Here is a 23,091-nt window from a genome sequence, read left to right on the forward strand (position 1 = left end):
TCGTCGCGCCTTCGCAAATTTCGCCCCTGCTGGTTCGCCCCCGATGAAACGCCTGATCCCGGCCGCAACGACCCTTGCACTGTCCCTCGCCTTCGCGTACGCCCATGCCACCGAAGGCATGTGGATGCCCAAGCAACTCCCGACGATCGCCAAGGAACTGAAGGCCGCGGGCCTGGGCCTGGAACCGGCGAAGCTCGCGCAGCTGACCGAGTTCCCGATGAACGCCGTCGTCTCGCTGGGCGGCTGCACCGCGTCCTTCGTGTCGCCGCAAGGCCTGGTGGTGAGCAACCACCACTGCGTCTATGGCAGCCTGCAGTTCAACTCCAAGCCCGAGCGCGACTTGATGAAGAACGGCTTCCTTGCGCCGAGCCTCGGCGAGGAGCTGCCGGCCGCGCCGGGCACGCGCATCCTTGTCACGGTGGACGCCAGCGACGTCACTGGCCGCATCATCGACACGGCCACCGCCAAGCTGGTGGGCAAGGCCCGCACCGATGCGATCGAGAAGAACGAGAAGGCCCTGGTGGCCGCCTGCGAGAAGGAAGCCGGCTTCCGCTGCAACGTCTACAGCTTCTACGGCGGCCTGCAGTTCCAGCTGATCAAGCAGATGGAAGTCCGTGACGTGCGCCTGGTCTACGCGCCGGCCGGCGGAATCGGCAACTTCGGCGGCGACACCGACAACTGGATGTGGCCGCGCCACACCGGCGATTTCGGCTACTACCGCGCCTACGTCGGTGCCGACGGCAAGCCGGCCGACTACAGCCCGAACAACAAGCCCTACACGCCGAAGTCCTGGCTGAAGCTCGCCAGCTCGCCGCTGAAGGACCAGGACTTCGTGATGGTCGCCGGCTACCCCGGCCGCACGAACCGCCTGCGCCTGCCGGCCGAGGTGGACTTCAACCTCGGCTGGTTCCAGCCCGCCATCATCAAGGCCTACGGCGAGGAGCTTGACCTCATCGGCAAGGCCACGGCCGGCCGCCCGGACGCGGAGATCCGCATGGCCAATATGGTCAAGGGCCTCAACAACACGATGAAGAACTTCCAGGGCCAGGACGCCAGCTACCGCGGCAGCGACATCCTGGCGCGCAAGCAGCAGGCCTTCGCCGAGCTGAAGGCCTGGGTGATGGCCGATGCCAAGCGCCGCGCGCAGTACGGCGCGGACTTCGAGGCGGTCGACCGCCTGGTGGCCGAGCAGCAGGCGACGGCCAAGTCCGAGTTCCTGCTGCGCTTCGCGACGCCGACCTTGCTGGGCACGGCCCGCAACCTGCTGGAGACGGCGCACCAGCGCGTGCTGCCGGACGCCGAGCGCAAGTCTGGCTTCCAGGAACGCGACATGCTGCGCCAGCGCCAGGCGCTGGAGGCGCTGGACCGCCGCTATGACGAAGCTACCGACAAGGCCATCAGCGCGCACTTCCTCGCGCAATACCTGACCCTGCCGGCCGCGCAGCTGAACAAGCCCCTGCTGGCCGCCCTGGGCGTGCAGCCCGGCATGGACGAGGCGGCGATCAAGGCGCGCCTGGACGCGCTCTACGCCGGCAGCCAGCTGAACGTGCTCGCTACACGGCTGGAGTGGGCGGCGCGCCCGGTGCAGGGCTTCGAGACGAGCAAGGACAGCTTCATCGCCGCCGCCGTCGCGCTCTACGCCGACGACCATCGCCGCGAAGACCGCGACAAGGAACTCGCCGGCCGTCTGCAGCAGGCCTATGCCGGCACGATGCAGGCGCTGATCGACTTCAAGGGCAGCCAGGGCCAGGCGGTCTATGCCGACGCGAACAGCACGCTGCGCGTCTCCTTCGGCAAGGTCACGGGCCGTACGCCGGGCCGCGACGGCGAGACCTGGCAGCCCTTCACGACGCTGCGCGGAATCACCGCCAAGGCCACTGGCGAGGGCGAGTTCGACGCGCCCGAGGCCGAGCTGAAGGCCATCCACGCGGGTGACTTCGGCAGCTACGGCGTCAAGGAACTGAACTCGGTGCCGGTCAACTTCCTGGCCACCTTGGACACCACCGGTGGCAACTCCGGCTCGCCGGTGTTGAACAAGAACGCCGAACTGGTGGGCCTGCTGTTCGACGGCACGCTGGACGGCGTGATCGCGAGCTGGGATTACAACGACCAGATGATCCGCAGCATCGTGCTGGACTCGCGCTACATGCTGTGGACGATGAAGTTCGTCGACCATGCCGACCGCCTGCTCAACGAGATGAACGCCAAGTGATCGATCGGCGCGCCTTTCTTTCGATCGGCGCGGCGCTGCTGGCCACCGGCTGTGCGCCGGGCCAGCGCGCGATCGAACTGGGCCAGGAACTGAAGGCCCTGGTCGACGATCCGCTGCAACCGCTCTCGGGCCTGTCGGTGCTGGTGCAGCACCGCGGCCGCAGCGTCTACGAGGCGCAGTTCGGCCGTCGCTGGATCGCGCCCGCCGGCTCGGGGCAGAAGGATCTGCCGATCACCGCCGACACGCTGTTCCGCGTCGCCTCGCTCAGCAAGCTGGTGCTGGGTGTGGGCGCGATGCGGCTGGTGGATGCGGGCCGGCTGGATCTCGATGCCGACGTGAGCGACGTGCTCGGCTACCGGCTGCGCAATCCGCGTTTCCCGGACCAGCCGCTGACGGCGCGCATGTTCCTCACGCACACCAGCTCGCTCACCGACGAGGGCGGGCTCTTCGTGCCGGCCGGCGAGACGATGCAGCATTTCCTGGCCACGCGCGAGCGCTGCTGGGCCGACGTGAAGCCGGGCAGCTTCTTCCAGTACAGCAATCTTGGTTACGGCTTCCTGGCCGGGCTGCTGGAGCGCGCCAGCGGGATGCGCTTCGACGTCTTCATGCAGCAGCAGGTGCTGGCACCGCTGGCCATGCAGGGCGGCTACGAAGCCACGCAGCTGCCGCCGGAGCAGCTCGCCAACGTCGCCACGCTCTACCGCAAGCAGGGCGCGGGCGAGAAGTGGAACGCCACCGGCCCCTGGGTCGCGCAGGCGGACGATTTCCACGCCGAGCCGCCCACGGCAACGCCGGGCCTCGACGGCTACCTGCTCGGCAGCAACGGCTCGCTGTTCGGCCCGCAAGGCCGGCTGCGCACGCGCGTGCGTGACCTGGGCACGATCGCGGCCATGTTCTGCGCCGGCGGCACGCTGGCCGACAGCACTACTTTCCTGTCCAAGGCCAGCATCGCGGCGATGACGTCCGAGCGCTGGCGCTTCGACGAGGCAGCCAAGAACGGCGACAACCTCGGCGGCCGCTTCCAGGCCTGGGGTACGGGCCTGCAGCACTACATCGACCGCAGCGCGCCGCACTGGGGCGACCGGTTGCTGGCGGAAGGCGGGCTGACGGCCTGGGGCCACCACGGCTTCTCCTACGGCCTGCAGTCGGGGCTGATGTTCGAGCCGGTGTCGCAGACGGCGGTGATCTACGTGATCGGAGGCCACTCGGCCGATCCGGGCGCCAATCGCGGGCGCTATTCGAGCTACCCGGCCTGGGAAGAGCAGGTGCACCAGCGCCTGTGGACGAGGGCGCTGGACGACCGAAAGGTCTGACGCATTGACCGCTTGACCCTGACGCAGCGTCAGGGTTCATCATGCCGATCTCGACAAGGAGGACGGGCATGCGAGGCGATGAATACACGGTCGGCGATCTGGCGAGGCGCAGCGGCACCACGGTGCGCGCGCTGCACCACTACGAGAAGCTGGGGCTGCTGAGCCCGTCCGGCCGCAGCGAGGCCGGCTACCGCCTCTATTCCGATGCCGACGTGCAGGTGCTGCACCGCATCCTGGCCTACCAGCAGATGGGCGTGGCGCTGAAGGACATCGGCCCGCTGCTGGGCCCCGATGCCCCGCCGCTGGCCGAACTGCTTGCGAAACAGATCACCCAGGCGGAAGCCGAGCTGAAGCGACAGCAGAACCTGCTGGCGATGCTGAAGCGCGTGCAGACGCGCGCCGCGGCCGGCGGGCCGGAACTGAGCGACTACCTGCTGCAGCTGATGGCCGCGCGGCGCAGCTATGAGCGCTGGTTCAGCGCGGACGAGCTGCAGCGGATGAAGGCCGCGCAGGACGCGATGGGCGACGAGGGCGTCGCGCGCTTCCGCGCTGAAATGGAGCGGCTGCTGCCGGCGATGCGCGAGCAGATGGAGCGTGGTGCCGACCCGACCGGCCCCGAGGTGAGGCCGCTGGCCCTGGATTGGATCGAGCTGACCCGCGGCATGCCCGACGACGAGGAGATGCGCCGCAAGGGCCGCGAGATGTTCACGGCCCAGCCGGAGCTGCTGAAGGGCTCGGGCTTTACCACCCAGTTGCTGGAATTCCTGGACCGCGCGGTGGCTGCCGCGAAAGGGAAGCAAGCATGAGCACCACAACGACGATCGACACTGCGGCTGCAAACGGACGCCAGGCCCTGTTGGCCGACGCGAACTTCCGCTGGCTGCTGGCCGGCGGTGCTGTCTCGCTGCTGGGTGACCAGTTCACCTTGGTGGCGCTGCCCTGGCTGGTGCTGCAACTCACCGGCGACCCGCTGGCGCTGGGCGTGACGCTGGCCTTGATCAGCGTGCCGCGGGCGGTGTTCATCCTGTTCGGCGGCGCCATTGCCGACCGCTATTCGCCGGCTCGCGTGCTGGTCGTGGGCAAGCTCGCGCAGTTCCTGCTGCTGGGCGGCCTGGCGGCCCTGCTGTGGAGCGGCGCGCTGACGATGTGGATGGTGCATGGCCTCGCGCTGGCGCTGGGCCTGGTCACGGCCTTCAGCTTCCCGGCGGGTAGCGCGATGCTGCCGCGCTGCCTGCCGCCGGCGCTGATCCGGCCGGCCAATGCCGTGCTGATGAGTGCGGGGCAGATCGTGTCGCTGGCCGGGCCGCTGCTGGCCGGCGGCCTGATCGCGCTGTTCGGGCACGGGCCCTCGCACGCGGTGCCGGACGCTCACGGTCTGGCGCTTGCGATCGGCTTCGATGCGGTGAGTTTCGCGTTCTCCGCCTGGACCGTGTCGCGGCTGAGCCTGCGGCCGCTGCCAGTCGCAGCTACGACGGCGGCGAAGGCGAAGGGCGTGCTGGCCGACATCGCTGAAGCCTGCCGCGCGTTCTGGGCCGACGTGCCGCTGCGCACCGTGTGCCTGTACTTCGCGGCCATCGCCTTCTTCGCCGGCGGACCGATCTCGGTGGCGCTTCCAGTGCTGGCGAATTCCGAGCTGGGTGGCAATGCGTCGGCGCTCGGCCTGCTGCTGGCGGCCAACGGTGCGGGCGTGCTGGCGGGCATGACCTTGTCCGGCCTGCGGTCCGACTGGCGGCTGGGCACGCTGGGCGCCACGATGCTGGCGGTCGATGCGCTGGCGGGCCTGGGCTTCGCGGCGCTGGGCCTCGTGCATGCGCTGTGGCTGGCGATGGCCTTGCTGGCGGTGCTCGGGCTGCTGCTGGGCTTCGTGCGCGTTGCGGTTTTCAGCTGGATGCAGAAGCGCGTGCCGCCGGCCATGCTGGGCCGCACGATGAGCCTGTTCATGTTCATCGTGATGGGGCTGACGCCGCTGGCCTCGGCACTGGCCGGTGCGGCCCTGCGGGTGCTGAGCCCCGGGGCGCTGTTCGTCGCCAGCGGCGGCGCGCTGATCCTGATCGTCGTGATCGGCGCCGTGATGACGCCGATCCGTCAGGTTCGTGAGGCTTAGTAGGTGCCGGGGAGCAGGATCGTCTTGTCGACGTCCGTGATCTTCGTGCGGCCGCAGAAGGCCATCGTGATGTCCAGCTCCTTGTGGATGATCTCCAGCGCCTTCGTCACGCCGGCCTCGCCCATCGCACCCAGGCCGTAGAGCATCGAGCGGCCGATGTAGGTGCCGCGCGCGCCGAGCGCGTAGGCTTTCAGCACGTCCTGGCCGGAGCGGATGCCGCCGTCCATGTGGACCTCGATGCCGCGGCCGGCGACCGCATCGACGATGGCCGGCAGCGCGCGGATGCTGGACTCGGCGCCGTCGAGCTGGCGGCCGCCGTGGTTGCTGACGATCAGCGCGTCGGCGCCGGAATCGGCGGCGAGCTTCGCGTCCTCGACGTCGATGATGCCCTTGATGATCAGTTTGCCGCCCCAGCGCTTCTTGATCCACTCGACGTCGGCCCAGCTCAGCTGCGGGTCGAACTGCTTGGCCGTCCATTCGGACAGCGAGCCCATGTTCTCGATGCCCTTCACGTGGCCGACGATGTTGCCGAACTGGCGTCGCTTCGTGCCCAGCATGCCCAGGCACCAGCGCGGCTTCGTCGCCAGGTTGATCAGGTTGGCCAGCGTGGGCTTCGGCGGTGCCGACAGGCCGTTCTTGATGTCCTTGTGGCGCTGGCCGAGGATCTGCAGGTCCAGGGTCAGCACCAGCGCGCCGCACTTGGCGGCCTTGGCGCGGTCGATCAGGCGCTCGATGAAGTCGCGGTCGCGCATCACGTAGAGCTGGAACCAGAAGGGCGCCTTCGTGTGCGCGGCGATGTCCTCGATCGAGCAGATGCTCATCGTCGACAGGGTGAACGGGATGCCGAACTTCTCGGCCGCGCGGGCGGCGAGGATCTCGCCGTCGGCGTGCTGCATGCCGGTCAGGCCGGTCGGTGCGATGGCCACGGGCATGGCGACTTCGCGGCCGATCATCGTGGTGGCCGTGCTGCGGCCCTCCATGTTGACGGCCACGCGCTGGCGCAGCTTGATCGACTGGAAGTCGGCCTCGTTGGCGCGGTAGGTGCCTTCGGTCCAACTGCCGGAGTCGGCATAGTCGTAGAACATCCGGGGCACGCGCTTCTGGGCCAGGACGCGCAGGTCTTCGATGCAGGTGATGACGGGCATGGTCGCTCTTGTCGTTGTGCGGGCGAGGAACTGGCGGATGCTAGTGCAGCGGGCGGGCTGCCGTGCGGAATTGTGTTCAGGCGGCGCCTGAGGATTCTTCATCCTGCAGGGTGCGGCAGTGCCCGCTCAGCCAGCTGGCGAACTGCGCTGCCGCGGCGCTGTCGCCGTGCCGGACCAGCGTGTACTGCACCGCGGCCCGCACCGCCAGCGGGAAGAGACGCCGCAACGCGCCGCTGCGCAGATAGGGCGCGGCGAGGCTGGGCCGCGCCAGCGCGACGCCCTGGCCGCAGACGGCGGCCTCCAGCACCAGGCCCAGGTCCACATAACGGTTTCCCTCATCGGGTTCCGTGGCGTCAGCCAGGCCCGCGGCCTGCAGCCACGCCAGCCAGGGCTCCAGCGGGGTGCGCAGCAGCGGGGCATGCTGCAGCAGCGCGGCCGGCGAATTCAGCGGCGGCAGCCGTTCGATCAGCGCCGGGGCGGCCATCGGCGTCACCGTGTCGATCATCAAGACCTGACCCTCGCCGGGGCCCTGCTCGGCGCCGTTGCGGATCTCCACATCGGCGGATGGCGCGCCTTCGTCGAGGAAAGGCACGCTGAGCACCAGCTCCAGTTCCAGCTCTGGATGCAGCGCGTTGAAGGCCGGCAGTGCTGGAACGAGGATCTGCCGCGCGAAGGTCGGCGGCGTCGTGATGCGCAGCCGCTGGCGGGCCTGGTTGCGGCGCTGATGCAGCGGCATCGCCGACAGCAGCGCCAGCGCCTGCCGGACCTGGGCCAGGTATTCCTTGCCCGCCACCGTCAAGGCCAGCGGCCGTGCCGGCGCGCGGACGATCAGCGGCGTGCCGAGCAGTTCTTCCAGCGCGCTGATGCGCTTGCTGACAGCGCTGGCGCTGACGTGCAGTTCCTCGGCGGCGCGCTCCAGCTGGCCCAGGCGGGCCACCGCCTCGAAGGCGAGCAGGCCGTCGATGGAGGGCAGGCGCAGCAGGTGATGGGCGGAATTCACCCGTGCGACTGTATCGGGCCGCGGCGGCTCTAGAACAGCGGCAGGTTCTCGGCCGCGGCCTTGCCGTCGCTGCGTGCCGTCTTGCGAGACGTGGTGGCGGCCGGTACGTCGGAGCGGTGCGACAGATTGCCGATGCGCACGCCCAGCAGACGGATCCGCTTCGTGAGGTCGACGCGCTTCAGGCACAGGCCGGCGGCATGGCGCAACTCGGCGGCGCCGTCGATCGGGGCATCCAGGGTCAGGTCGCGCGTGACGGTGACGAAGCCCTCGAAGCGCAGCTTCAGGCCGACCGTGCGGCCGACGTAGCCCTTGCGCTGCAGATCGCCGGCCAGTTGCTCGCACAGCCGCGTGAACACGGCACCGAGTTCGGCGCGGTCATGGACGGCATGCAGGTCGTGCTCGAAGGTGGTTTCGCGGCTGATCGACACCGGCTCGCTGTGGGTGACGACGGGCCGGTTGTCGCGCCCGTGGGAGGCTTCGTGCAGCCAGGCGCCGTAGCTCTTGCCGAAATGTTCCAGCAGAAACGCCGGCGACGCCGCGGCGAGCTGGCCGATCGTCTCGATGCCCAGCGCCAGCAGCTTCGCACCGGCCTTGGGGCCGATGCCATTGATCTTGCGCACCGACATCGGCCAGACGCGGGTCTCGATGTCCTCGGGCATCAGGATCGTGATGCCGTCCGGCTTGTCCAGCTCGGAGGCGATCTTGGACAGCAGCTTGTTCGGCGTGATGCCGATCGAGCAGGTGAGGCCGGTGGCCTTCAGCACCGAGTTCTTGATCTCGCGCGCCACCGAGCGGATGCCGCCCAGCGGGTCGTGGCCGACCGGCTCGCGAATGCCGGGCACTTCGCTGAGGTCGATGTAGATCTCGTCGATGCCGCGATCCTCGATCACCGGCGCCACCTCGGCAACCGCTGCCTTGAACAGCCGCGAATGGCGGCGGTAAGCCTCGAAATCGGCCGGCAGCAGGATAGCGTCCGGCGCACGCAGCGCCGCCTTCATCAGGCCCATGGCGGAGAACACGCCCAGGTCGCGCGCCGCGTACGAGGAGGTGGTGACCACGCCCCGGCCCGTGTAGTCGCGCAAACGTGCGTAGCGTCGGGTGCCATCGGGCAGATCGCGCGGCGTGTGATCGCGCCTGCCGCCGACGACGACCGCCTGGCCCTTCAGCTCCGGATAACGCAGAAGCTCGACGGACGCATAGAACGCGTCCATGTCCAGATGGGCGATCAGCCGTTCGGGCAACCGGGTTCCCGTGGGCACGGAGGGCTCGAACGCGGCGTCATCCGCATCCGCCTCGGCGCTCATGGGGTCTGGGTCAGCGAACATCCCGGCAGGCATGCGTCATTGTGACGCTGGCATCGGCGGCAGCGCGTTATGCTGTGCGGCCGCGCCTTCCTTGTCTGGACTCAGAACCAGGCCCACATGGCCCGCAGCCACCTGGGCACGCGGACGGCAGGGGCGGGGCTGTAGGTCTGGCGGTAGCAGGTGCGAGAGTACATGGCGATCCCTCAAAGTACTGTGTATGCATACAGTATAGGGAGCGCGTCCGCATTTGCCAAGCACGTTGCCATCGATTTTGCGAATGTCTTCCTTGTCGCCCCAATCCGCCCTCGATGAAGCGGATCCGATGCCGGTCCCGCCGCCTCAACCGGATCTCGATGCCTGCTGCGGCAATGGCTGCGATCCCTGCATCTTCGATTTCTACGACCTGGCGATGGATGAATACCGCCAGAAGCTGAGGGCCTGGCGAGCGCGGCATCCGGATTGGTCTAACCTAGCTTCGTGACACTAGACCGGTGTCTTTTTCAAGTCCATCCCCCTGAATGGACGGGACACTTCTTTGTCGAGTAGCAACAGAATGCGACTTCTTGCACGCTGGCGTGCTTGCCATCACGAAGACCTGAGGAGATGAATTTCATGAAGCTTCGCCGCATCCTGGCCCTCACCACTCTGGCCCTAGCACCGCTGGCTGCAAATGCCACCTTGACGACGCTGACGGCGCCGTGGCCGCCGACCGGAAGTACCGGCCTGGACGGCGTGGAGTTCAACGTGCAGACTAACGCAGCCACCGGCGTGATGGTGGCGATGGGCGCGCACCCCTACAAGAACGGCGCGACGATGCCGAACGATGGCATCTCCACCTTCTATGCCCCGTCTGGCATCTACGCCGCCGATGGCCTGGGCCGCGCGAACTGGAGCTTTGACTTCGCCTGGAACCTAGGGACCGGCTGCGGTAGCTGCAAGGTCGTGCTGAGTATTGATCAGGATCCGAGTTCGGCGATCGACTACGTCTCCAACGACCAGATGAAGGCGGCGTTCGGCTCGTCTTACGCCGAGTCTTGGAACCTGACGATGGGCTTCATACCGTTCACCTTCGATCCATTCGGCGCGAGCGACACGAACTTCCTGCTGCAAGTACTCGACGCCGATGGTGCTGTGATGGTCGAGTCGGGAATCCGGGTGCTCGTTGGCTCGAACAGCGTGCCAGAGCCGAGTAACTTGGCGCTGGCCGGTCTTGGCCTCGCAGCGGCGGCATTTGCACGCCGACGCGCCCTGCGCAAGTAAGCTGTCTGCGATCTAGCTAGCGGCGCCTTTGGGCGCCGTTCTTACGCCAGCCGCGCCCGATGCCTCGCCACCTGCGCCCGCACCTGCGCGGGCGCCGTGCCGCCCAGGATGTTGCGGGCTTCCAGCGAGCCGCGCAGCGAGAGCACGGCGAAGACGTCTTCGCCGATGCGGGCGTCGAACTTCTGCAGCTCGGCCAGCGGCAGCTGCGACAGGTCAAGACCTGACCCGATCGCCGTCTTCACCGCATGGGCGACGATCTCGTGGGCGTCGCGGAAGGCCAGGCCTTTCTTGACGAGGTAGTCGGCCAGGTCGGTCGCGGTGGCGTAGCCCTTCAGCGCGGCGCGCTCCATGGCCTCGGGCTTGACGGTGATGCCGCCGGCCATTTCGGCAAAGATGCGCAGCGTGTCCTTCAAGGTGTCCACCGTGTCGAACAGCGGTTCCTTGTCTTCCTGGTTGTCCTTGTTGTAGGCCAGCGGCTGGCCCTTCATCAGGGTGATCAGGCCCATCAGGTGGCCGACGACGCGGCCGGTCTTGCCGCGTGCCAGCTCGGGCACGTCGGGGTTCTTCTTCTGCGGCATGATCGACGAGCCGGTGCAGAAGCGGTCGGCGATGTCGATGAAGCCGAAGCTCTGGCTCATCCACAGGATCAGCTCCTCGCTGAGGCGCGAGATGTGCACCATCACCAGCGAGGCGGCGGCGGTGAATTCGATCGTGAAGTCGCGATCGCTGACCGCGTCGAGGCTGTTCTGGCAGACGCCTTCCATACCCAGCGTCTTGGCGACGCGCTCGCGGTCCAGCGGATAGCTGGTGCCGGCCAGCGCGGCGGCACCCAGCGGCAGGCGGTTGACGCGCCGGCGCGCGTCGGCGAAACGCTCGGCGTCGCGGGCGAACATCTCCACATAGGCCAGCACGTGATGGCCGAAGGCCACCGGCTGGGCCACCTGCAGGTGGGTGAAGCCAGGCAGGATGACCTCGGCGTTCTTCTCGGCCACATCGACCAGCGCGGACTGTAGCGCTGCCAGCAGGGCGAGCAACTCATCGATCTCGCCGCGCAGCCACAGGCGCACGTCGGTGGCGACCTGGTCGTTGCGGCTGCGGCCGGTGTGCAGGCGCTTGCCGGCGATGCCCACCAGCTCGGTCAGGCGTGCCTCGATGTTCAGGTGCACGTCTTCCAGGTCCAGCTTCCATTCGAAGGAGCCGGCCTCGATCTCGCTGCGGATCTGCGCCATGCCGCGCTCGATCGCTGCGAGGTCCTCGGCACCGAGGATGCCCTGGGCATGCAGCATCTCGGCGTGCGCCAGGCTGCCGGCGATGTCGGCGGCCCAGAGGCGCTTGTCGAAGCCGACGCTGGCGGTGTAGCGCTTCACCAGATCGCTCATCGGCTCCGAGAACAGGGCGGACCAGGCTTGGGACTTGTTGGCGAGTTGGTTGTCAGAGACGGAAGACATGGCAGGCGAGGGCACAATGAAGCAGCCTCGGATTCTATCGACCCACCCTCATGCTCCCGGCCAGCCCTCTCGATGACGACGCCGCGGCGCCATTGTTCGACCCGGTGCGCGTGTTCGACGTCTGCCACGTCGGGCTGGTGCTGCGGGCAGTGCTGGCCTTGCACGGCATCCTTGCCTTGAGCCTCGCGCTGGCCGTGCGCGATGCCGGCACGTGGATGATGGCGATGGCCAGCGGCACGGTAGTCACGATGTCGGCACTGCTGCTGTGGCTGCTGCTGGTGTGCGCCGCGCGGCGCGGCCTGGCGCGGCTGCCCGAGTCGCTGCAGTGGACCCTGCTGATGGCGTTGGGTGCGGCCTGCGCGCTGGGCGGTTGGGCGCTGTTGAACCTGGCCAGCGAGGACCCCACCAGCGCCTTCCGCTGGACCACCCTGGCGCTCGCCGGCGCGGCCACCGCGGCGGTGCTGCTGGCCTGGCTGAAGCAGCGCGAGCGCATGCAGCGGCCAGCCGATGCGATGGCGCAGTTGGTGGAGCTGCAGTCGCGCATCCGGCCGCACTTCCTGTTCAACACGCTCAACAGCGCGATCGCGCTGGTGCAGATCGACCCGCAGCGAGCGGAGGGCGTGCTTGAAGATCTGAGCGAGCTGTTCCGCGTGGCGCTGGCGGATGCGAGCGCCGCGGTCCCGCTGGCCGAGGAGGTCGAGCTCGCGCGCCGCTATCTCGACATCGAGCAGATCCGCTTCGCGGAGCGCTTGCGCGTGCGCTGGTCCGTCGATCCTGCAGCGGGCCAGGCCAAGGTGCCGCCGCTGCTGCTGCAGCCGCTGGTCGAGAACGCCGTGCGCCATGGCGTCGAGCCGAACGACGAGGGCGGCGATATCGACATCGCCATCGAACGCCAGGGCAGCGAGGTCGAGATCCGCGTCGTCAACAGCGTCGGCCAGCCCGCGCGCAAGACCGGCCACGGCCTCGCCCTGCGCAATGTGCGCCAGCGCCTGCGGCTGATGCATGATGTGGCGGCCCGTTTCGAGCTGAGCCCCGAGCCGCAGCGCTTCTCTGTCCGCATCGTTGTACCTCGATGAATTCCATTGCCGCGAAGCCCGCCATCAAGGTCCTGCTGGTCGACGACGAGCCGCTGGCCCGCTTGCGCCTGCGCAGCCTGCTGGAGGCCTGCGTCGACCCGCGCGCCGAGGTCGTCGCCGAGGCGGCCGCCGTCTCGCAGGCCCAGGCCTGGCTGCGCGAACACGCCTGCGACCTCGTACTGCTGGACGTGCAGATGCCGGGACCGGACGGGCTCCACCTGGCCGACACCTTGCGCGAACGCAGCGCCGCCGGCGCGCCGGCGATCGTCTTCGTCACCGCCCACGCCGAGCACGCGCTGCGCGCCTTCGAGCTCGACGCGATCGACTACCTGACCAAGCCGGTGCGCCGCGAACGCCTGCAGGCGGCACTGGCGCGGGTGGCGCAGCGCCTGTCTGAGCGCGCCGCAGCGCAGGCCCAGCAGCGCCAGGACAGCCCGGAAGCTGCCGACGGCGGCGCCGACGTGGTCGTCGTCAGCGACCGTGGCCGGTTGCTGCGCGTGCCGGTCGTCGAGGTGCTGTACTTCAAGGCCGAGCTGAAATACCTGACCCTGCGCACCGCGCAGCAGAGCCTCGTGATGGACGGCAGCCTGTCCGATCTGGAACAGCGCCTGGGCGATCGCTTCCTGCGCGTGCACCGCAATGCGCTGGTCGCCAAGTCGGCGGTGCGCGAACTGCAGCGACATGCGCCGACCGATTTCGGTGAGCTCGATGGCGGCGACGGCAGTGCTGGCGAGGCGGCCGAGGGCTGGGCGGTGCGGATCGCCCATGTCAACGAGTGGCTGACCGTGTCGCGGCGGCAGGTGGCAGCTGTCCGTGAGGCGCTGGCGCAAGGGGGCGGCAAGCCCTGAGAGCGGTAGTGCGCATCGCAGTCCTATTGGCCGTCGCGCTCGCGATTGCGTTGGCGCTCGTGTGGTGGCTGGCGTCGCCGCCGGCAGCCGTACCACCGGTGCCACCGGCCGTTGTGGCGGCCTCGGCGCCCAAGGTGGAAGAGCTTTCGACGAAGACGAGTGCACCCCCGCAGGCCCACGACGTACCGGCATATCTCCGCCATGTGGACCCGGCCATGGAGATCTGCCGCCAGCCCAGGCTGGCTGAGCAGGCGCTGGAAATGTTCCTTGTGCCCGGCAGCCGCATTCAAACCTATCTGGAGACGCAGACCGAGGACTTGCGGCAGTACGTCATCGACACGCTGGGGGCGAGCGCGGGAGACCGGCCGCGGCTTGCTGCGGCGTTACTGCGCGGTGACGTTGCGGCCGGCGCCGAGATCGCGCGCAGGACGGAGGACGGGCAAGCCTATGGCATCGCCTGGCGAGCCTGTCAGAGCCGCGGCGCGGCTGTGGTGTTCCGCAACGCTGCGTCGGCTGGTAACGCGGAGGAAATGATGGCGGCAGTCGAACGGGAATTGGCGACCGCCTCGCCAAGCTGCGACGCGCTGACCCTGGAGCGCTGGCAGCAACTGCAGCCCGAGAACGCAGCACCCTGGCTCGCGAGCCTGAACAAGGCGCAGGCGGCGGGCGATCAGGCCGGGGTTGTCGACGCGTTGCATCATGCCGGCCAAGCGCAGGTCCACGACTCGAACTGGGCCTGGCTGGCCGGGCAGGTCGCCGCGGTGCTGCCTGCCGACACGCCGGAAGGTGGCCGCATGCTCTTGCTGATGGATGTGATCGGGCGTGAGGCCGCCTTGCTCGGTGTCACGGCTATGGCGCCCAGCACGAAGGCCTGCAGCGCGCAGGAGCTCCAGAATGCCAACCGGCGCCAGCAATGCGAGCAACTGGCCGATCTGCTGACGCAGCGCTCAAACACCGTGCTGGATCTGACGATCGGCGCGGGCCTAGCCGAGCGCATGGGTCTGCCGGCCGCGCGAATTCCAGTGACGCGTCAGGCGATTCGGGAGGCCCAACTGAAGGACGCCGACGACTACACGGTCTCGATGGAACGCCCGGGAGCCTGCGCGGCGTTGCGCACGATAGGCGATCGCCTCACCGAGACGGCCCAAGTGGGCGAATGGCCGGCCCTCCAGCGGCGCCACCGCCTGCGTATCGGCAAGGGTAAGTCATGAAACCGTCACACCCGGGTCAAGGCGTGGTCAGCGTTGGCCGCTACCATTGCAGGTTGCCTCCTCCCGACTCGCCAGCCTGACGACGCCCCGATGAAAGACAAGCGATTTTTTCCCCGCCAGGTGGTCGAGGCCAGCGGCAACCGCTGGGACTGGGTGCTGCTGCCGATCGTGCTGGCCGGCTTCACCTTGATGGCGCTGGCTGCCTCGCAGATGGCGCGGCCCTTCCACCTCGGCGAGACGCTGCCGATCAGCCTCGAGCCCGAGGTGCTGCCCTACTACATGCTGCGCACCACGCTGCGCATGTTCATCGCGTTGGGCGCCTCCTTGATCTTCGCCTGCGTGTTCGCGGCGCTGGCGGCCAAGGTGCGGGCGCTGGAGAAGGTGCTGGTGCCGCTGCTGGACATCCTGCAGTCCATCCCCATCCTCGGCTTCCAGGCGATCGCGGTGGCGCCGTTCATCGCGCTGTTCCCAGGCAATCTGTTCGGCGTCGAGCTGGCGGCGATCTTCGCGATCTTCACCTCGCAGGCCTGGAACATGGCCTTCTCGCTGTACCAGTCGCTGCGCACGGTACCGCAGGAGCTGAAGGAGGCCTCGCGCGTGTTCCAGCTCTCGGGCTGGCAGACCTTCTGGCGGCTGGAACTGCCGTTCGCGATGCCGGGCCTGCTGTGGAACATGATGATGAGCATGTCCGGCGGCTGGTTCTTCGTCGTCGCGTCCGAGGCGATCTCGGTGGCGAACCAGGACATCAAGCTGCCCGGCATGGGCTCCTACATCGCCACCGCGATCGAGGCGCGCGACATGCACGCGATTGTCTGGGCCATCTTCACGATGCTGGCAGGCATCATCGCGTACGACCAGCTCTTCTTCCGCCCACTGATCGCCTGGGCCGACAAGTTCCGCTTCGAGGAATCCGGCGGCGAGAACGCGCCGACCTCGTGGCTGCTGACCTGGCTGCTGCGCACCGAGCTGCTGCAGCGCATCGGCAACTGGCCCAACCTGCTGCTCAACCGCAGTCTGCGCTGGTTCCGCCGCGACTACGACGGCACCTCGATCCGCGCCCGCGCCACGCCGCCCAACCCGCTGTGGGGCCGCGCCTGGGATGCGCTGCTGATGGCCGGCCTGCTGTACGCGGCGGTGCGCCTGGTGATCTTCATCCACGAGGAAGTGGGCTGGAGCGAGGCGGCGCACGTCGTCGGCCTGGGCCTGCTGACCTTGACGCGGGTGATGGTGCTGATCTTTGTGTCCTCGCTGGTCTGGGTGCCGGTGGGCGTGTGGCTGGGCATGAACCCGCGCTGGTCGAACAAGGTGCAGGCGCTGGCGCAGTTCCTGGCGGCCTTCCCGGCCAACCTGGTGTTCCCGCTGGCGGTGATGTTCATCGTCTACTGGGACCTGAACCCGGACATCTGGCTCTCGCCGCTGATCGTGCTGGGCACGCAGTGGTACCTGCTGTTCAACGTGATCGCCGGCGCGTCGACGATTCCGTCGGAGCTGCGCTTCGCCGCGCAGAACCTCGGCCTCACCGGCTGGCTCAAGTGGCGCCGCTACATCCTGCCGGCCATCTTCCCGAGCTTCGTCACCGGCGCCATTACGGCCAGCGGCGGATCGTGGAACGCCAGCATCGTGGCCGAGTACGTCCAGTGGGGCAACACCACCTTGCATGCCCACGGCCTGGGCAGCTACATCAAGCAGATGACCGATGCTGGCGACTTCCCGCGCCTGGCGCTGGGCATCGGCGTGATGTGCATCTTCGTGATGGCGATGAACCACCTGCTGTGGCGCCGCCTTTACCGCCTGGCCGAGAGCCGCATGCACTTCTGAAATTGAGAGAACGACGATGACTACCGCATTGGTCGAACTGAAGAACGTCGCCAAGAGCTTCAAGGCCTCGGACGGCACGCCCCGCTCGGTGCTGGAGCAGGTGGACTTCACGCTGAAGGAAGGCGAGATCGTTGCGCTGCTGGGCCAGTCCGGCTCCGGCAAGAGCACGCTGCTGCGCATCATGGCCGGCCTGATCCCGGCCGACGGCGGCGACGTGCGCTACCGCGGCCAGCCGCTGTTCGGCCCGGCCGCGGGCATCGCGATGGTGTTCCAGTCCTTCGCGCTGTTCCCGTGGCTGACGGTGCAGAAGAACGTCGAACTGGGCCTGGAGGCGCGCGGCGTGGATTCGGCCGAGCGCGAGCGCCGGGCCGAGGCGGCGATCGAGATGATCGGCCTGGCCGGCTTCGAAGGCGCGTTGCCGCGCGAACTGTCGGGCGGCATGCGCCAGCGCGTGGGCCTGGCGCGGGCGCTGGTGACCGAGCCGGCCGTGCTGCTGATGGACGAGGCCTTTTCCGCGCTGGACGTGCTGACCGGCGAGCGCCTGCGCAACGAGATCCTGGAACTGTGGGGCAGCGGCGAGATGCCGACCAAGGCGATGCTGGTCGTCTCGCACAACATCGAGGAGGCCGTGATGATGGCCGACCGCGTGCTGATCTTCTCCAGCAACCCGGGCCGCGTGCGCTCCGAGCTGGCGATCAACCTGCCGCGCCCGCGCGACCCCGACAGCCTGGAGGTGCGCGCGCTGATCGACGAGGTCTACAGCCTGATGACCGCCAAGCCGCACGCGGTGGCCGGCAGTGCCGAGCCCGCCCGCCCGCACCTCAGCGACCGCCTGCCCGAGGCCGACGTCAACAGCATGGAATCGCTGCTGGAGCTGCTGCTCTCCGACTTCGAAGGCCACGCCGACCTGCCGAAGATCGCCGACGAGAGCGAGCTCACCGACGAGGAACTGCTGCCCCTGTCCGACGCGCTGCACCGCCTGGGTCTGGCCAAGCTGGAGCACGGCGACCTGGTGATCACCGGCCTGGGCCAGCGCTACGTCGAGGGCGAGCACGAGTTCCGCCGCCAGATCTTCGGCCAGCAACTGCTGAGCCACGTCCCGCTGATCGCCTACGTGCGCCACAGCCTGGAGCAGGAGGGCAGCGGCCAGTTGAAGGAAGAGCCTTTCCTGCGCCTGCTCAGCGAAAGCATGGACGGCCAGGAGGCCGAGCGCGTGCTGAAGGTGGCGATCGAATGGGCGCGCTATGGCGAAGTGTTCGAGTACGACTTCAACACCGGCATGATCCATCTGCCGGAAGAGGACGTGGCCTGAGCGGGCGGTCTACCGCAGCCGAAGCAGGACGGCGAACTGCGCGTCGATCATCGAGCGGTTCGGATCATGGCCGGTGCGCTGCAGCGGGATGAACTCCTTCTTCGGCGCGACCAGCTCATCGAAATAGGCGCGGCTGATTTCCGGCGGCGTCACCAGGTCTTCTTCGCCTTGCAGCATGTAGACCGGCATCGAAAAGCGGACGCCCAGCTTTCTCAGATCGATCTTCGGCCCCATGCCGTCGCCTGCCAGGCCGACGAAGTTGAGGAAGGAATAGTCCTCACCGGCCTCGTAGGCGGCTTCGTAGTCCGGCGTGTCGTAGCCGGGGCCGAAGGCGAACCAGCCCTTGGGCGGCGCGTCGCTGCGCAGGGCTTCGTACTTGCGCGTGATGCGGCGGAGCACGCCGAAGGCGCGCGGATCCGTCCAGGGCGGAGGGCCCAGCTTTTCCAGCTTCGCCAGTGGCTCCGCGTCGTCGGCCGCCTTGGCCAGGGCGAGCGTCTTCCGATAGCTGGCCGCCATGTCGGCCTGGTAGTTCACCAACTGCGCCGTGCCCACATAGGCATCGAACAGCTCCGGCGCGGCCATCGCCATGTTCACGGCCAGCGCGGATCCCCAGGAGCCGCCCATCAGGATGAGCTTGCGCTTGCCCAGCCGCCGCATCGCATAGCGGGCGACCTCGTTGCCGTCCTGGCTCAGGCGCTCCATCGTCAGTACCTCGCCTTCGGCGGGCTTGCTCGCGGCATAGGTCTTGCCCGATCCGCGCTGGTCCCATTGAACGACGGTGAAGTCCTTCGACCAGTTGCCGAACAGCTTGTGCGCGAATGGCGTGTTCGGGTTGCCGGGGCCGCCGTGGACGATCAGGACGACTGGGTTGGCACTGTCCTGCCCCTCGATCGTCACCCATTGCCGGATGCCGCCGATCGTGACGTAGCCGGCCTCGTCGACGGGCTCCGCGCTGCAGGTCAAGGAGACAAGGGTGAGCAGGGCGGCGGAGAAGTTCCTGCGCAGACTTTTCAACATGTCAGCGAGCCGGGGTCTTCACCACCTCACCACCCTTCATCACGAAGCTGATCGACTGCAGCAGCTTCACGTCGGCCAGCGGATCGCCCTCCACGCCGACCAGGTCGCCGTAGCGGCCAGCGGCAACGGCGCCGACGTCGCCGGGCCGGGCCAGCGCTTCGGCGGCGTTGACGGTGGCGGCCTGGATCGCCTGCAGCGGCGTCATGCCCCACTGGACCATGGTGGCGAACTGGCGGGCGTTGTAACCATTCGGATACACGCCGCCGTCGGTGCCGAAGATCATCTTGACGCCGGCCTTCACCGCGGCCTGGAAGGTCTGCCGCTGCTTCAGGCCGATCGCTCGTTCCTTGTCCAGCGATTCCTTGAAGAGGCCGTTCTTCTCGCCCTCGGCGAGGATGTAGTCGTCGTTGTAGATGTCCATCGAGAACCAGGTGCCGTGCTGCTTGGCGAGCTCGAAGGCCTCGGCGTCGGCGAGGCTGGCGTGCTCGATGGTGTCGGCGCCGGCGCGGATCGCGTCCTTGATGCCGCTGGTGCCGTGCGCGTGGACGGCCACCTTCAGGCCCAGCATGTGCGCCTCGTCGACCAGTGCCTTCATCTCCTCCAGCGAGTACTGCTGCGCGCCGACCGAGTCGGTCTTGGACAGCACGCCGCCGGTGCCGCAGAACTTGATCACCTCGGCGCCGTACTTGCGCAGCTTGCGCACGGTGGCGCGGATAGCCTGCGGGCCGTCGGCGACGTTGGGCGCGGGCACGTTGACCGAGGGCGGGAACTCGGTGGTGTCGCAATGGCCGCCGGTGGCGCCGATCGGGTAGGTGGCCGGCACGATGCGCGGGCCGGGGATGAAGCCTTCCTCGACACCTTGCTTCAGCGCCACGTCCGCGTAGTCCGACGAGCCGACGTTGCGCACGGTGGTGAAGCCCGCCTCCAGCGTCTTCTTCGCGTTGGCCACGCCGACGACGGTCCAGAAGTTGTCGGTGAACTCCAGGCCGCGGTAGCCGCCGTAGCGCGGATCGCCGGTCAGGTGGACATGCATGTCGATCAGGCCCGGCAGCAACGTGAGGCCGGGCAGGTCGACACGCCGGGCGCCGGTGGCGACGGCATCGCCCTTACCCTCACCCTGTCGGCCAACGGCGCTGATGCGGCCATCGACGATCGTGATCTGCGGCTTGTCGACATAGCGGCCGGCCTGCACGTCGAGCAGGCGCTCGGCGGTGACGACGACGGTGTCGGCCTGGGCTGCGGAAGCGAGGGCCAGGATCAGGAGGGCGAGGGAGGTTTGGGCGAGGCGCATGAGGGCGGATGCTAACCGTGGAGTCAGGTGCCGCAGGCTAGACTGCGCCGCTTCACGGGGAACGAGGACTCCATTCATGAACACCGACGGGACGCCGAGCCGGGCGATGGCCTGGCTCGTCTGCGCGCTGATCGCCGCGGCGCTGTACGGCAACTTCTACGTCTACGACAGCATCGGCCCGGTGGCTGATCTGCTGCAGCAACAGCGCGGCTTCGCCGACACGCAGATCGGCCTGCTGAACGCGATCTACAGCCTGCCCAATATCGTGCTGATCCTCGTCGGCGGCGTGCTGGTGGACCGCTTCGGCGCGGCGCGCATGACGATGATCACCGCGGCGATCTGCTTCGCGGGCGCGCTGCTGACGGCGCTGAGCCCGAACTTCGCCGGCATGGCGGCCGGCCGGCTGCTGTTCGGTATCGGCGCGGAGACCTTCAACATCGCGACCCTGGCGGCCATCGCCGACTACTTCGGCGCGGGCACGCTCGCCTTCGCGATGGGCCTGGGCCTGTCGATCGGCCGGCTCGGTTCCTATTCGGCCGACATGTCGCCGAACTGGTTCGCCACCGCCTATGCCAGCGGCTGGCAGCAGCCGCTGCTGATCGCGGCCGCATTCGGCGCCACCTCGCTGGCGGCCTCGCTGGTCTACGGCCTGATCGACCGCCGGCGCACGGCCAGCGCGCCGCCAAAGCCGGTGGCCGAGAAGTTCGTGTTCCGCGATCTGCTGCACTTCCGCAAGGCCTACTGGTATCTGCTGGCGCTGTGCGTGCTGTGGTACTCGGTGATCCTGGCCTTCCGCAGCACCTTCTCGATCAAGTACTTCCAGCACGTGCATGGGCTGGACCTGGGCACGGCCGGCGAGATGAACAGCTACGTCTTCCTCGCCGCCGTGTTCGCCACGCCGGCCTTTGGCTGGCTGTGCGACCGGGTGGGCCGTTATGCGCCCTTCCTGGCCTTCGGCGCGCTGCTGCTGCCGCTGGCGCTGTGGACGATGACCTGGCCCCACGCGAACCTGTGGATCGGCACGGCGCTGATCGGCGTCAGCTTCTCGCTGGTGCCCGCGGTGATGTGGCCGCTGACCAGCCGGCTGCTCGGGCCCACGCGCTTCGGCACCGGCATCGGCCTGATGTGGGTGGCGCAGAACGCAGGCATCGCCGGCGCCAACCTGGTGGCGGGCTGGCTCAACGACCGGGCTGGCGCGAGCGCGCAGAACCCTGCCGGCTACGACGCGATGATGCTGTTCTTCGGCGGAGCCAGCGTCATCGGCGCCGTCTGCGCGCTGCTGCTGTGGTTCAGCGCTGGGCGACGGGACCAGGAACTGGCGCCGACCAGCCACCGCCCAGCGAACGCGCCAGCGTGACGGCGGCCAGCAGCCGCTGCGTGCGGATCTGCGCCGCGGCGCGGTCGGCCGCGAGGTGGCTGCGCTGGGCGTCGGTGACGTCGAGGTAGCTGGACACGCCACGGTCGTAGCGCGCCTGCGCCACCTCGTAGGCGCGCGCCGCGGCGGTCTGCGCTTGCGCTTGCGCATCGGCCTGCAGCTGGCGCTGCTGAACGTCCGACAGCGCGTCTTCCACTTCACGCAGCGCCGTCAGCAGCTTGCCCTCATGGTTGGCTACGGCCTGCGCATAGCGGGCCTTTGCTGCGTCCAGGTTCGCCTGGTTGCGGCCGCCGTCGAAGATCGGCAGCGAGAGCGCCAGCGGGCCGACACTGAACTGGCGCGAGCCGCCCTGGGCCAGCTCGTTCAGCTCCTGCGAGGCGTAGCCGAAGTTGCCGGTGAGGCTCACGGACGGATAGAACGCGCTCTGCGCCACGCCGACCTGCGCATTCAGCGCGCGCAATGTGGCGACGCTGCCGGCCAGGTCCGGCCGTTGGCCGAGCAGGCTTGCGGGCAGGCCGACCGGAATGGCGGGCGGCAACGGCAGCGCGGCGTTCGACACAGGCAGCACCGGCGTGCTCGGCGAGGCGCCCAGCAGCACGGCCAGGCCATGCTCCAGTGCCAGGCGCTGGCGGCGCGCGTCCTGCAGGTCCGACTCGGCATTGGCGCGCTCGACGCGGGCGCGGCTCAGGTCCAGCTCGTTCGACAGGCCGTTGTCGAAGCGGGCGCCGATCAGCTGCTCCGATTCGCGCCGCGTGGCCAGTGCCTGCTCCAGCACGGCGATGTCGGCGTCCAGCCCGCGCAGTTGCCAGTAGGTGCCGGCAACCTGGCCGGACAGCATCAGCAGCACGCCGTCGCGGTCGTCCTGCGCGGCGAGCGCTTGCGCATCGGCCGATTCGACGGCGCGGCGCACGCGGCCCCAGATGTCCACTTCATAGGACAGCGAGGCGCCGGCCGTGTAGTTCATGCCCTTGATCGCGTGGCGGCCCAGCATGATGGCCTGCGAGGTGTTCTCGGACGTGCGCTGGTAGGCCGCCGAGGTGCTGACGCCGGCCTTCAGGCCCTCGTCCGAGCGCGCGACGCCGAGCTGCGCACGGGCTTCTTCGAGGCGCTGGTAGGCGGCCTCGACGTTCGGGTTCTTGGCCAGCGCCTGCTGCTCCAGCGCGTCCAGCGTCGTGTCCTGGAAGACGGTCCACCAAGTGGCGGAGAGAGCGGTCGCTTCGCCCGCGGCCGGTGCATGGCGGTAGCTTGCCGATGTGGCGACATCGGTAGCGGGTGCCTTGAAGTCGGGGCCGACGGCGGCGCAGCCGGACAGCAGCAGCGCGATCGCGGCCGTGGTGACAGAAATCTTGTTCATGAT

General features: G+C 68.5%; 19 protein-coding genes. 12 read left to right on the top strand and 7 right to left on the bottom strand.

Going from position 1 to position 23,091, the window contains the following annotated elements:
- Positions 1-43: 43 nt before the first annotated feature.
- From SNE35_RS21860 to SNE35_RS21875, 4 genes are all read left to right on the top strand, one after another.
- Positions 44-2,212 carry a S46 family peptidase gene (locus SNE35_RS21860; RefSeq protein ID WP_320425131.1) on the top strand — a complete coding sequence of 723 codons (2,169 nt, stop codon included), beginning with the start codon at positions 44-46 and terminating at the stop codon, positions 2,210-2,212.
- Positions 2,209-3,525: a serine hydrolase domain-containing protein gene (locus SNE35_RS21865; RefSeq protein WP_320425132.1), complete on the top strand. Its 1,317-nt coding sequence runs from the start codon at positions 2,209-2,211 to the stop codon at positions 3,523-3,525. The genes SNE35_RS21860 and SNE35_RS21865 overlap by 4 nt, the downstream gene beginning before the upstream one ends.
- A gap of 68 nt (positions 3,526-3,593) precedes the next feature.
- A complete protein-coding gene (locus SNE35_RS21870) occupies positions 3,594-4,331 on the top strand; it encodes a MerR family transcriptional regulator (RefSeq protein WP_320425133.1) in 738 nt (245 codons plus the stop codon).
- Entirely contained in the window at positions 4,328-5,629 is a 1,302-nt protein-coding gene (locus SNE35_RS21875; protein ID WP_320425134.1) for an MFS transporter, read from the top strand. Before SNE35_RS21870 ends, SNE35_RS21875 begins: the two co-directional genes overlap by 4 nt.
- Here the strand turns inward: SNE35_RS21875 and SNE35_RS21880 are convergent.
- The 3 genes from SNE35_RS21880 to SNE35_RS21890 all read right to left on the bottom strand — a co-directional run bounded on the left by SNE35_RS21880 (position 5,626) and on the right by SNE35_RS21890 (position 8,985).
- A complete protein-coding gene (locus SNE35_RS21880; protein WP_320425135.1) occupies positions 5,626-6,774 on the bottom strand; it encodes an alpha-hydroxy acid oxidase in 1,149 nt (382 codons plus the stop codon). The two genes, SNE35_RS21875 and SNE35_RS21880, sit on opposite strands and share 4 nt — an antisense overlap.
- Before the next feature lie 76 nt (positions 6,775-6,850).
- A complete protein-coding gene (locus SNE35_RS21885; protein ID WP_320425136.1) occupies positions 6,851-7,774 on the bottom strand; it encodes a LysR substrate-binding domain-containing protein in 924 nt (307 codons plus the stop codon).
- 29 nt (positions 7,775-7,803) lie between these two features.
- Positions 7,804-8,985: a DNA polymerase Y family protein gene (locus SNE35_RS21890; protein WP_320425311.1), complete on the bottom strand. Its 1,182-nt coding sequence runs from the start codon at positions 8,983-8,985 to the stop codon at positions 7,804-7,806.
- A gap of 370 nt (positions 8,986-9,355) precedes the next feature.
- Here SNE35_RS21890 and SNE35_RS21895 point away from each other — a divergent pair, with 370 nt between their 5' ends.
- Together SNE35_RS21895 and SNE35_RS21900 are read left to right on the top strand one after the other, a co-directional pair.
- Positions 9,356-9,559, top strand: a complete 204-nt coding sequence (locus SNE35_RS21895) for an oxidoreductase-like domain-containing protein (protein WP_320425137.1) — start codon at positions 9,356-9,358, stop codon at positions 9,557-9,559.
- Between the two features lie 131 nt (positions 9,560-9,690).
- Complete coding sequence (locus SNE35_RS21900; RefSeq protein ID WP_320425138.1) at positions 9,691-10,338, top strand: PEP-CTERM sorting domain-containing protein; 648 nt, start codon at positions 9,691-9,693, stop codon at positions 10,336-10,338.
- Positions 10,339-10,379: 41 nt separating this feature from the next.
- On the opposite strand, the gene argH is transcribed toward SNE35_RS21900, so the two are convergent.
- Positions 10,380-11,786, bottom strand: a complete 1,407-nt coding sequence (gene argH, locus SNE35_RS21905) for an argininosuccinate lyase (RefSeq protein ID WP_320425139.1) — start codon at positions 11,784-11,786, stop codon at positions 10,380-10,382.
- Between the two features lie 50 nt (positions 11,787-11,836).
- Between argH and SNE35_RS21910 the strand changes: the two genes are divergently transcribed.
- The 5 genes from SNE35_RS21910 (at position 11,837) to SNE35_RS21930 (ending at position 18,051) form a co-directional block, all read left to right on the top strand.
- Positions 11,837-12,862, top strand: coding sequence for a sensor histidine kinase (locus tag SNE35_RS21910; RefSeq protein WP_320425140.1), 1,026 nt, complete (start codon positions 11,837-11,839; stop codon positions 12,860-12,862).
- A complete protein-coding gene (locus tag SNE35_RS21915; protein ID WP_320425141.1) occupies positions 12,859-13,710 on the top strand; it encodes a LytR/AlgR family response regulator transcription factor in 852 nt (283 codons plus the stop codon). The genes SNE35_RS21910 and SNE35_RS21915 overlap by 4 nt, the downstream gene beginning before the upstream one ends.
- An 8-nt stretch (positions 13,711-13,718) precedes the next feature.
- Complete coding sequence (locus SNE35_RS21920; RefSeq protein ID WP_320425142.1) at positions 13,719-14,921, top strand: hypothetical protein; 1,203 nt, start codon at positions 13,719-13,721, stop codon at positions 14,919-14,921.
- Positions 14,922-15,011: 90 nt separating this feature from the next.
- A complete protein-coding gene (locus SNE35_RS21925) occupies positions 15,012-16,739 on the top strand; it encodes an ABC transporter permease (RefSeq protein WP_320425143.1) in 1,728 nt (575 codons plus the stop codon).
- Between the two features lie 16 nt (positions 16,740-16,755).
- Positions 16,756-18,051, top strand: a complete 1,296-nt coding sequence (locus SNE35_RS21930) for an ABC transporter ATP-binding protein (protein ID WP_320425144.1) — start codon at positions 16,756-16,758, stop codon at positions 18,049-18,051.
- Positions 18,052-18,060: 9 nt separating this feature from the next.
- Here the strand turns inward: SNE35_RS21930 and SNE35_RS21935 are convergent, their stop codons facing one another.
- Positions 18,061-19,068 (bottom strand): alpha/beta fold hydrolase, encoded by a 1,008-nt coding sequence (locus SNE35_RS21935; protein ID WP_320425145.1) that lies wholly within the window; start codon positions 19,066-19,068, stop codon positions 18,061-18,063.
- Position 19,069: 1 nt separating this feature from the next.
- Entirely contained in the window at positions 19,070-20,359 is a 1,290-nt protein-coding gene (locus SNE35_RS21940) for a Xaa-Pro dipeptidase (protein ID WP_320425146.1), read from the bottom strand.
- Positions 20,360-20,435: 76 nt separating this feature from the next.
- On the opposite strand from SNE35_RS21940, the gene SNE35_RS21945 reads away from it, so the two are divergent.
- Entirely contained in the window at positions 20,436-21,716 is a 1,281-nt protein-coding gene (locus SNE35_RS21945; RefSeq protein WP_320425147.1) for an MFS transporter, read from the top strand.
- On the opposite strand, the gene SNE35_RS21950 is transcribed toward SNE35_RS21945, so the two are convergent.
- On the bottom strand, positions 21,649-23,088 hold the full coding sequence (locus SNE35_RS21950) for an efflux transporter outer membrane subunit (protein WP_320425148.1): 1,440 nt from the start codon (positions 23,086-23,088) through the stop codon (positions 21,649-21,651). The two genes, SNE35_RS21945 and SNE35_RS21950, sit on opposite strands and share 68 nt — an antisense overlap.
- Positions 23,089-23,091: the final 3 nt, after the last annotated feature.

The sequence above is a fragment of the Roseateles agri genome, from assembly GCF_034043675.1.
Lineage (GTDB): Bacteria > Pseudomonadota > Gammaproteobacteria > Burkholderiales > Burkholderiaceae_C > KK5.

Bases quoted from the DNA above. Each gene is read 5' to 3' on its own strand.
- SNE35_RS21875 (WP_320425134.1), top strand. From the start codon at position 4,328: ATGAGCACCACAACGACGATCGACACTGCGGCTGCAAACGGACGCCAG.
- SNE35_RS21890 (WP_320425311.1), bottom strand. From the start codon at position 8,985: ATGGACGCGTTCTATGCGTCCGTCGAGCTTCTGCGTTATCCGGAGCTG.
- SNE35_RS21870 (WP_320425133.1), top strand. From the start codon at position 3,594: ATGCGAGGCGATGAATACACGGTCGGCGATCTGGCGAGGCGCAGCGGC.
- SNE35_RS21930 (WP_320425144.1), top strand. From the start codon at position 16,756: ATGACTACCGCATTGGTCGAACTGAAGAACGTCGCCAAGAGCTTCAAG.
- SNE35_RS21900 (WP_320425138.1), top strand. From the start codon at position 9,691: ATGAAGCTTCGCCGCATCCTGGCCCTCACCACTCTGGCCCTAGCACCG.
- SNE35_RS21935 (WP_320425145.1), bottom strand. From the start codon at position 19,068: ATGTTGAAAAGTCTGCGCAGGAACTTCTCCGCCGCCCTGCTCACCCTT.
- SNE35_RS21940 (WP_320425146.1), bottom strand. From the start codon at position 20,359: ATGCGCCTCGCCCAAACCTCCCTCGCCCTCCTGATCCTGGCCCTCGCT.
- SNE35_RS21910 (WP_320425140.1), top strand. From the start codon at position 11,837: ATGCTCCCGGCCAGCCCTCTCGATGACGACGCCGCGGCGCCATTGTTC.
- SNE35_RS21895 (WP_320425137.1), top strand. From the start codon at position 9,356: ATGTCTTCCTTGTCGCCCCAATCCGCCCTCGATGAAGCGGATCCGATG.
- SNE35_RS21915 (WP_320425141.1), top strand. From the start codon at position 12,859: ATGAATTCCATTGCCGCGAAGCCCGCCATCAAGGTCCTGCTGGTCGAC.
- SNE35_RS21945 (WP_320425147.1), top strand. From the start codon at position 20,436: ATGAACACCGACGGGACGCCGAGCCGGGCGATGGCCTGGCTCGTCTGC.
- SNE35_RS21950 (WP_320425148.1), bottom strand. From the start codon at position 23,088: ATGAACAAGATTTCTGTCACCACGGCCGCGATCGCGCTGCTGCTGTCC.
- argH (WP_320425139.1), bottom strand. From the start codon at position 11,786: ATGTCTTCCGTCTCTGACAACCAACTCGCCAACAAGTCCCAAGCCTGG.
- SNE35_RS21925 (WP_320425143.1), top strand. From the start codon at position 15,012: ATGAAAGACAAGCGATTTTTTCCCCGCCAGGTGGTCGAGGCCAGCGGC.
- SNE35_RS21880 (WP_320425135.1), bottom strand. From the start codon at position 6,774: ATGCCCGTCATCACCTGCATCGAAGACCTGCGCGTCCTGGCCCAGAAG.
- SNE35_RS21860 (WP_320425131.1), top strand. From the start codon at position 44: ATGAAACGCCTGATCCCGGCCGCAACGACCCTTGCACTGTCCCTCGCC.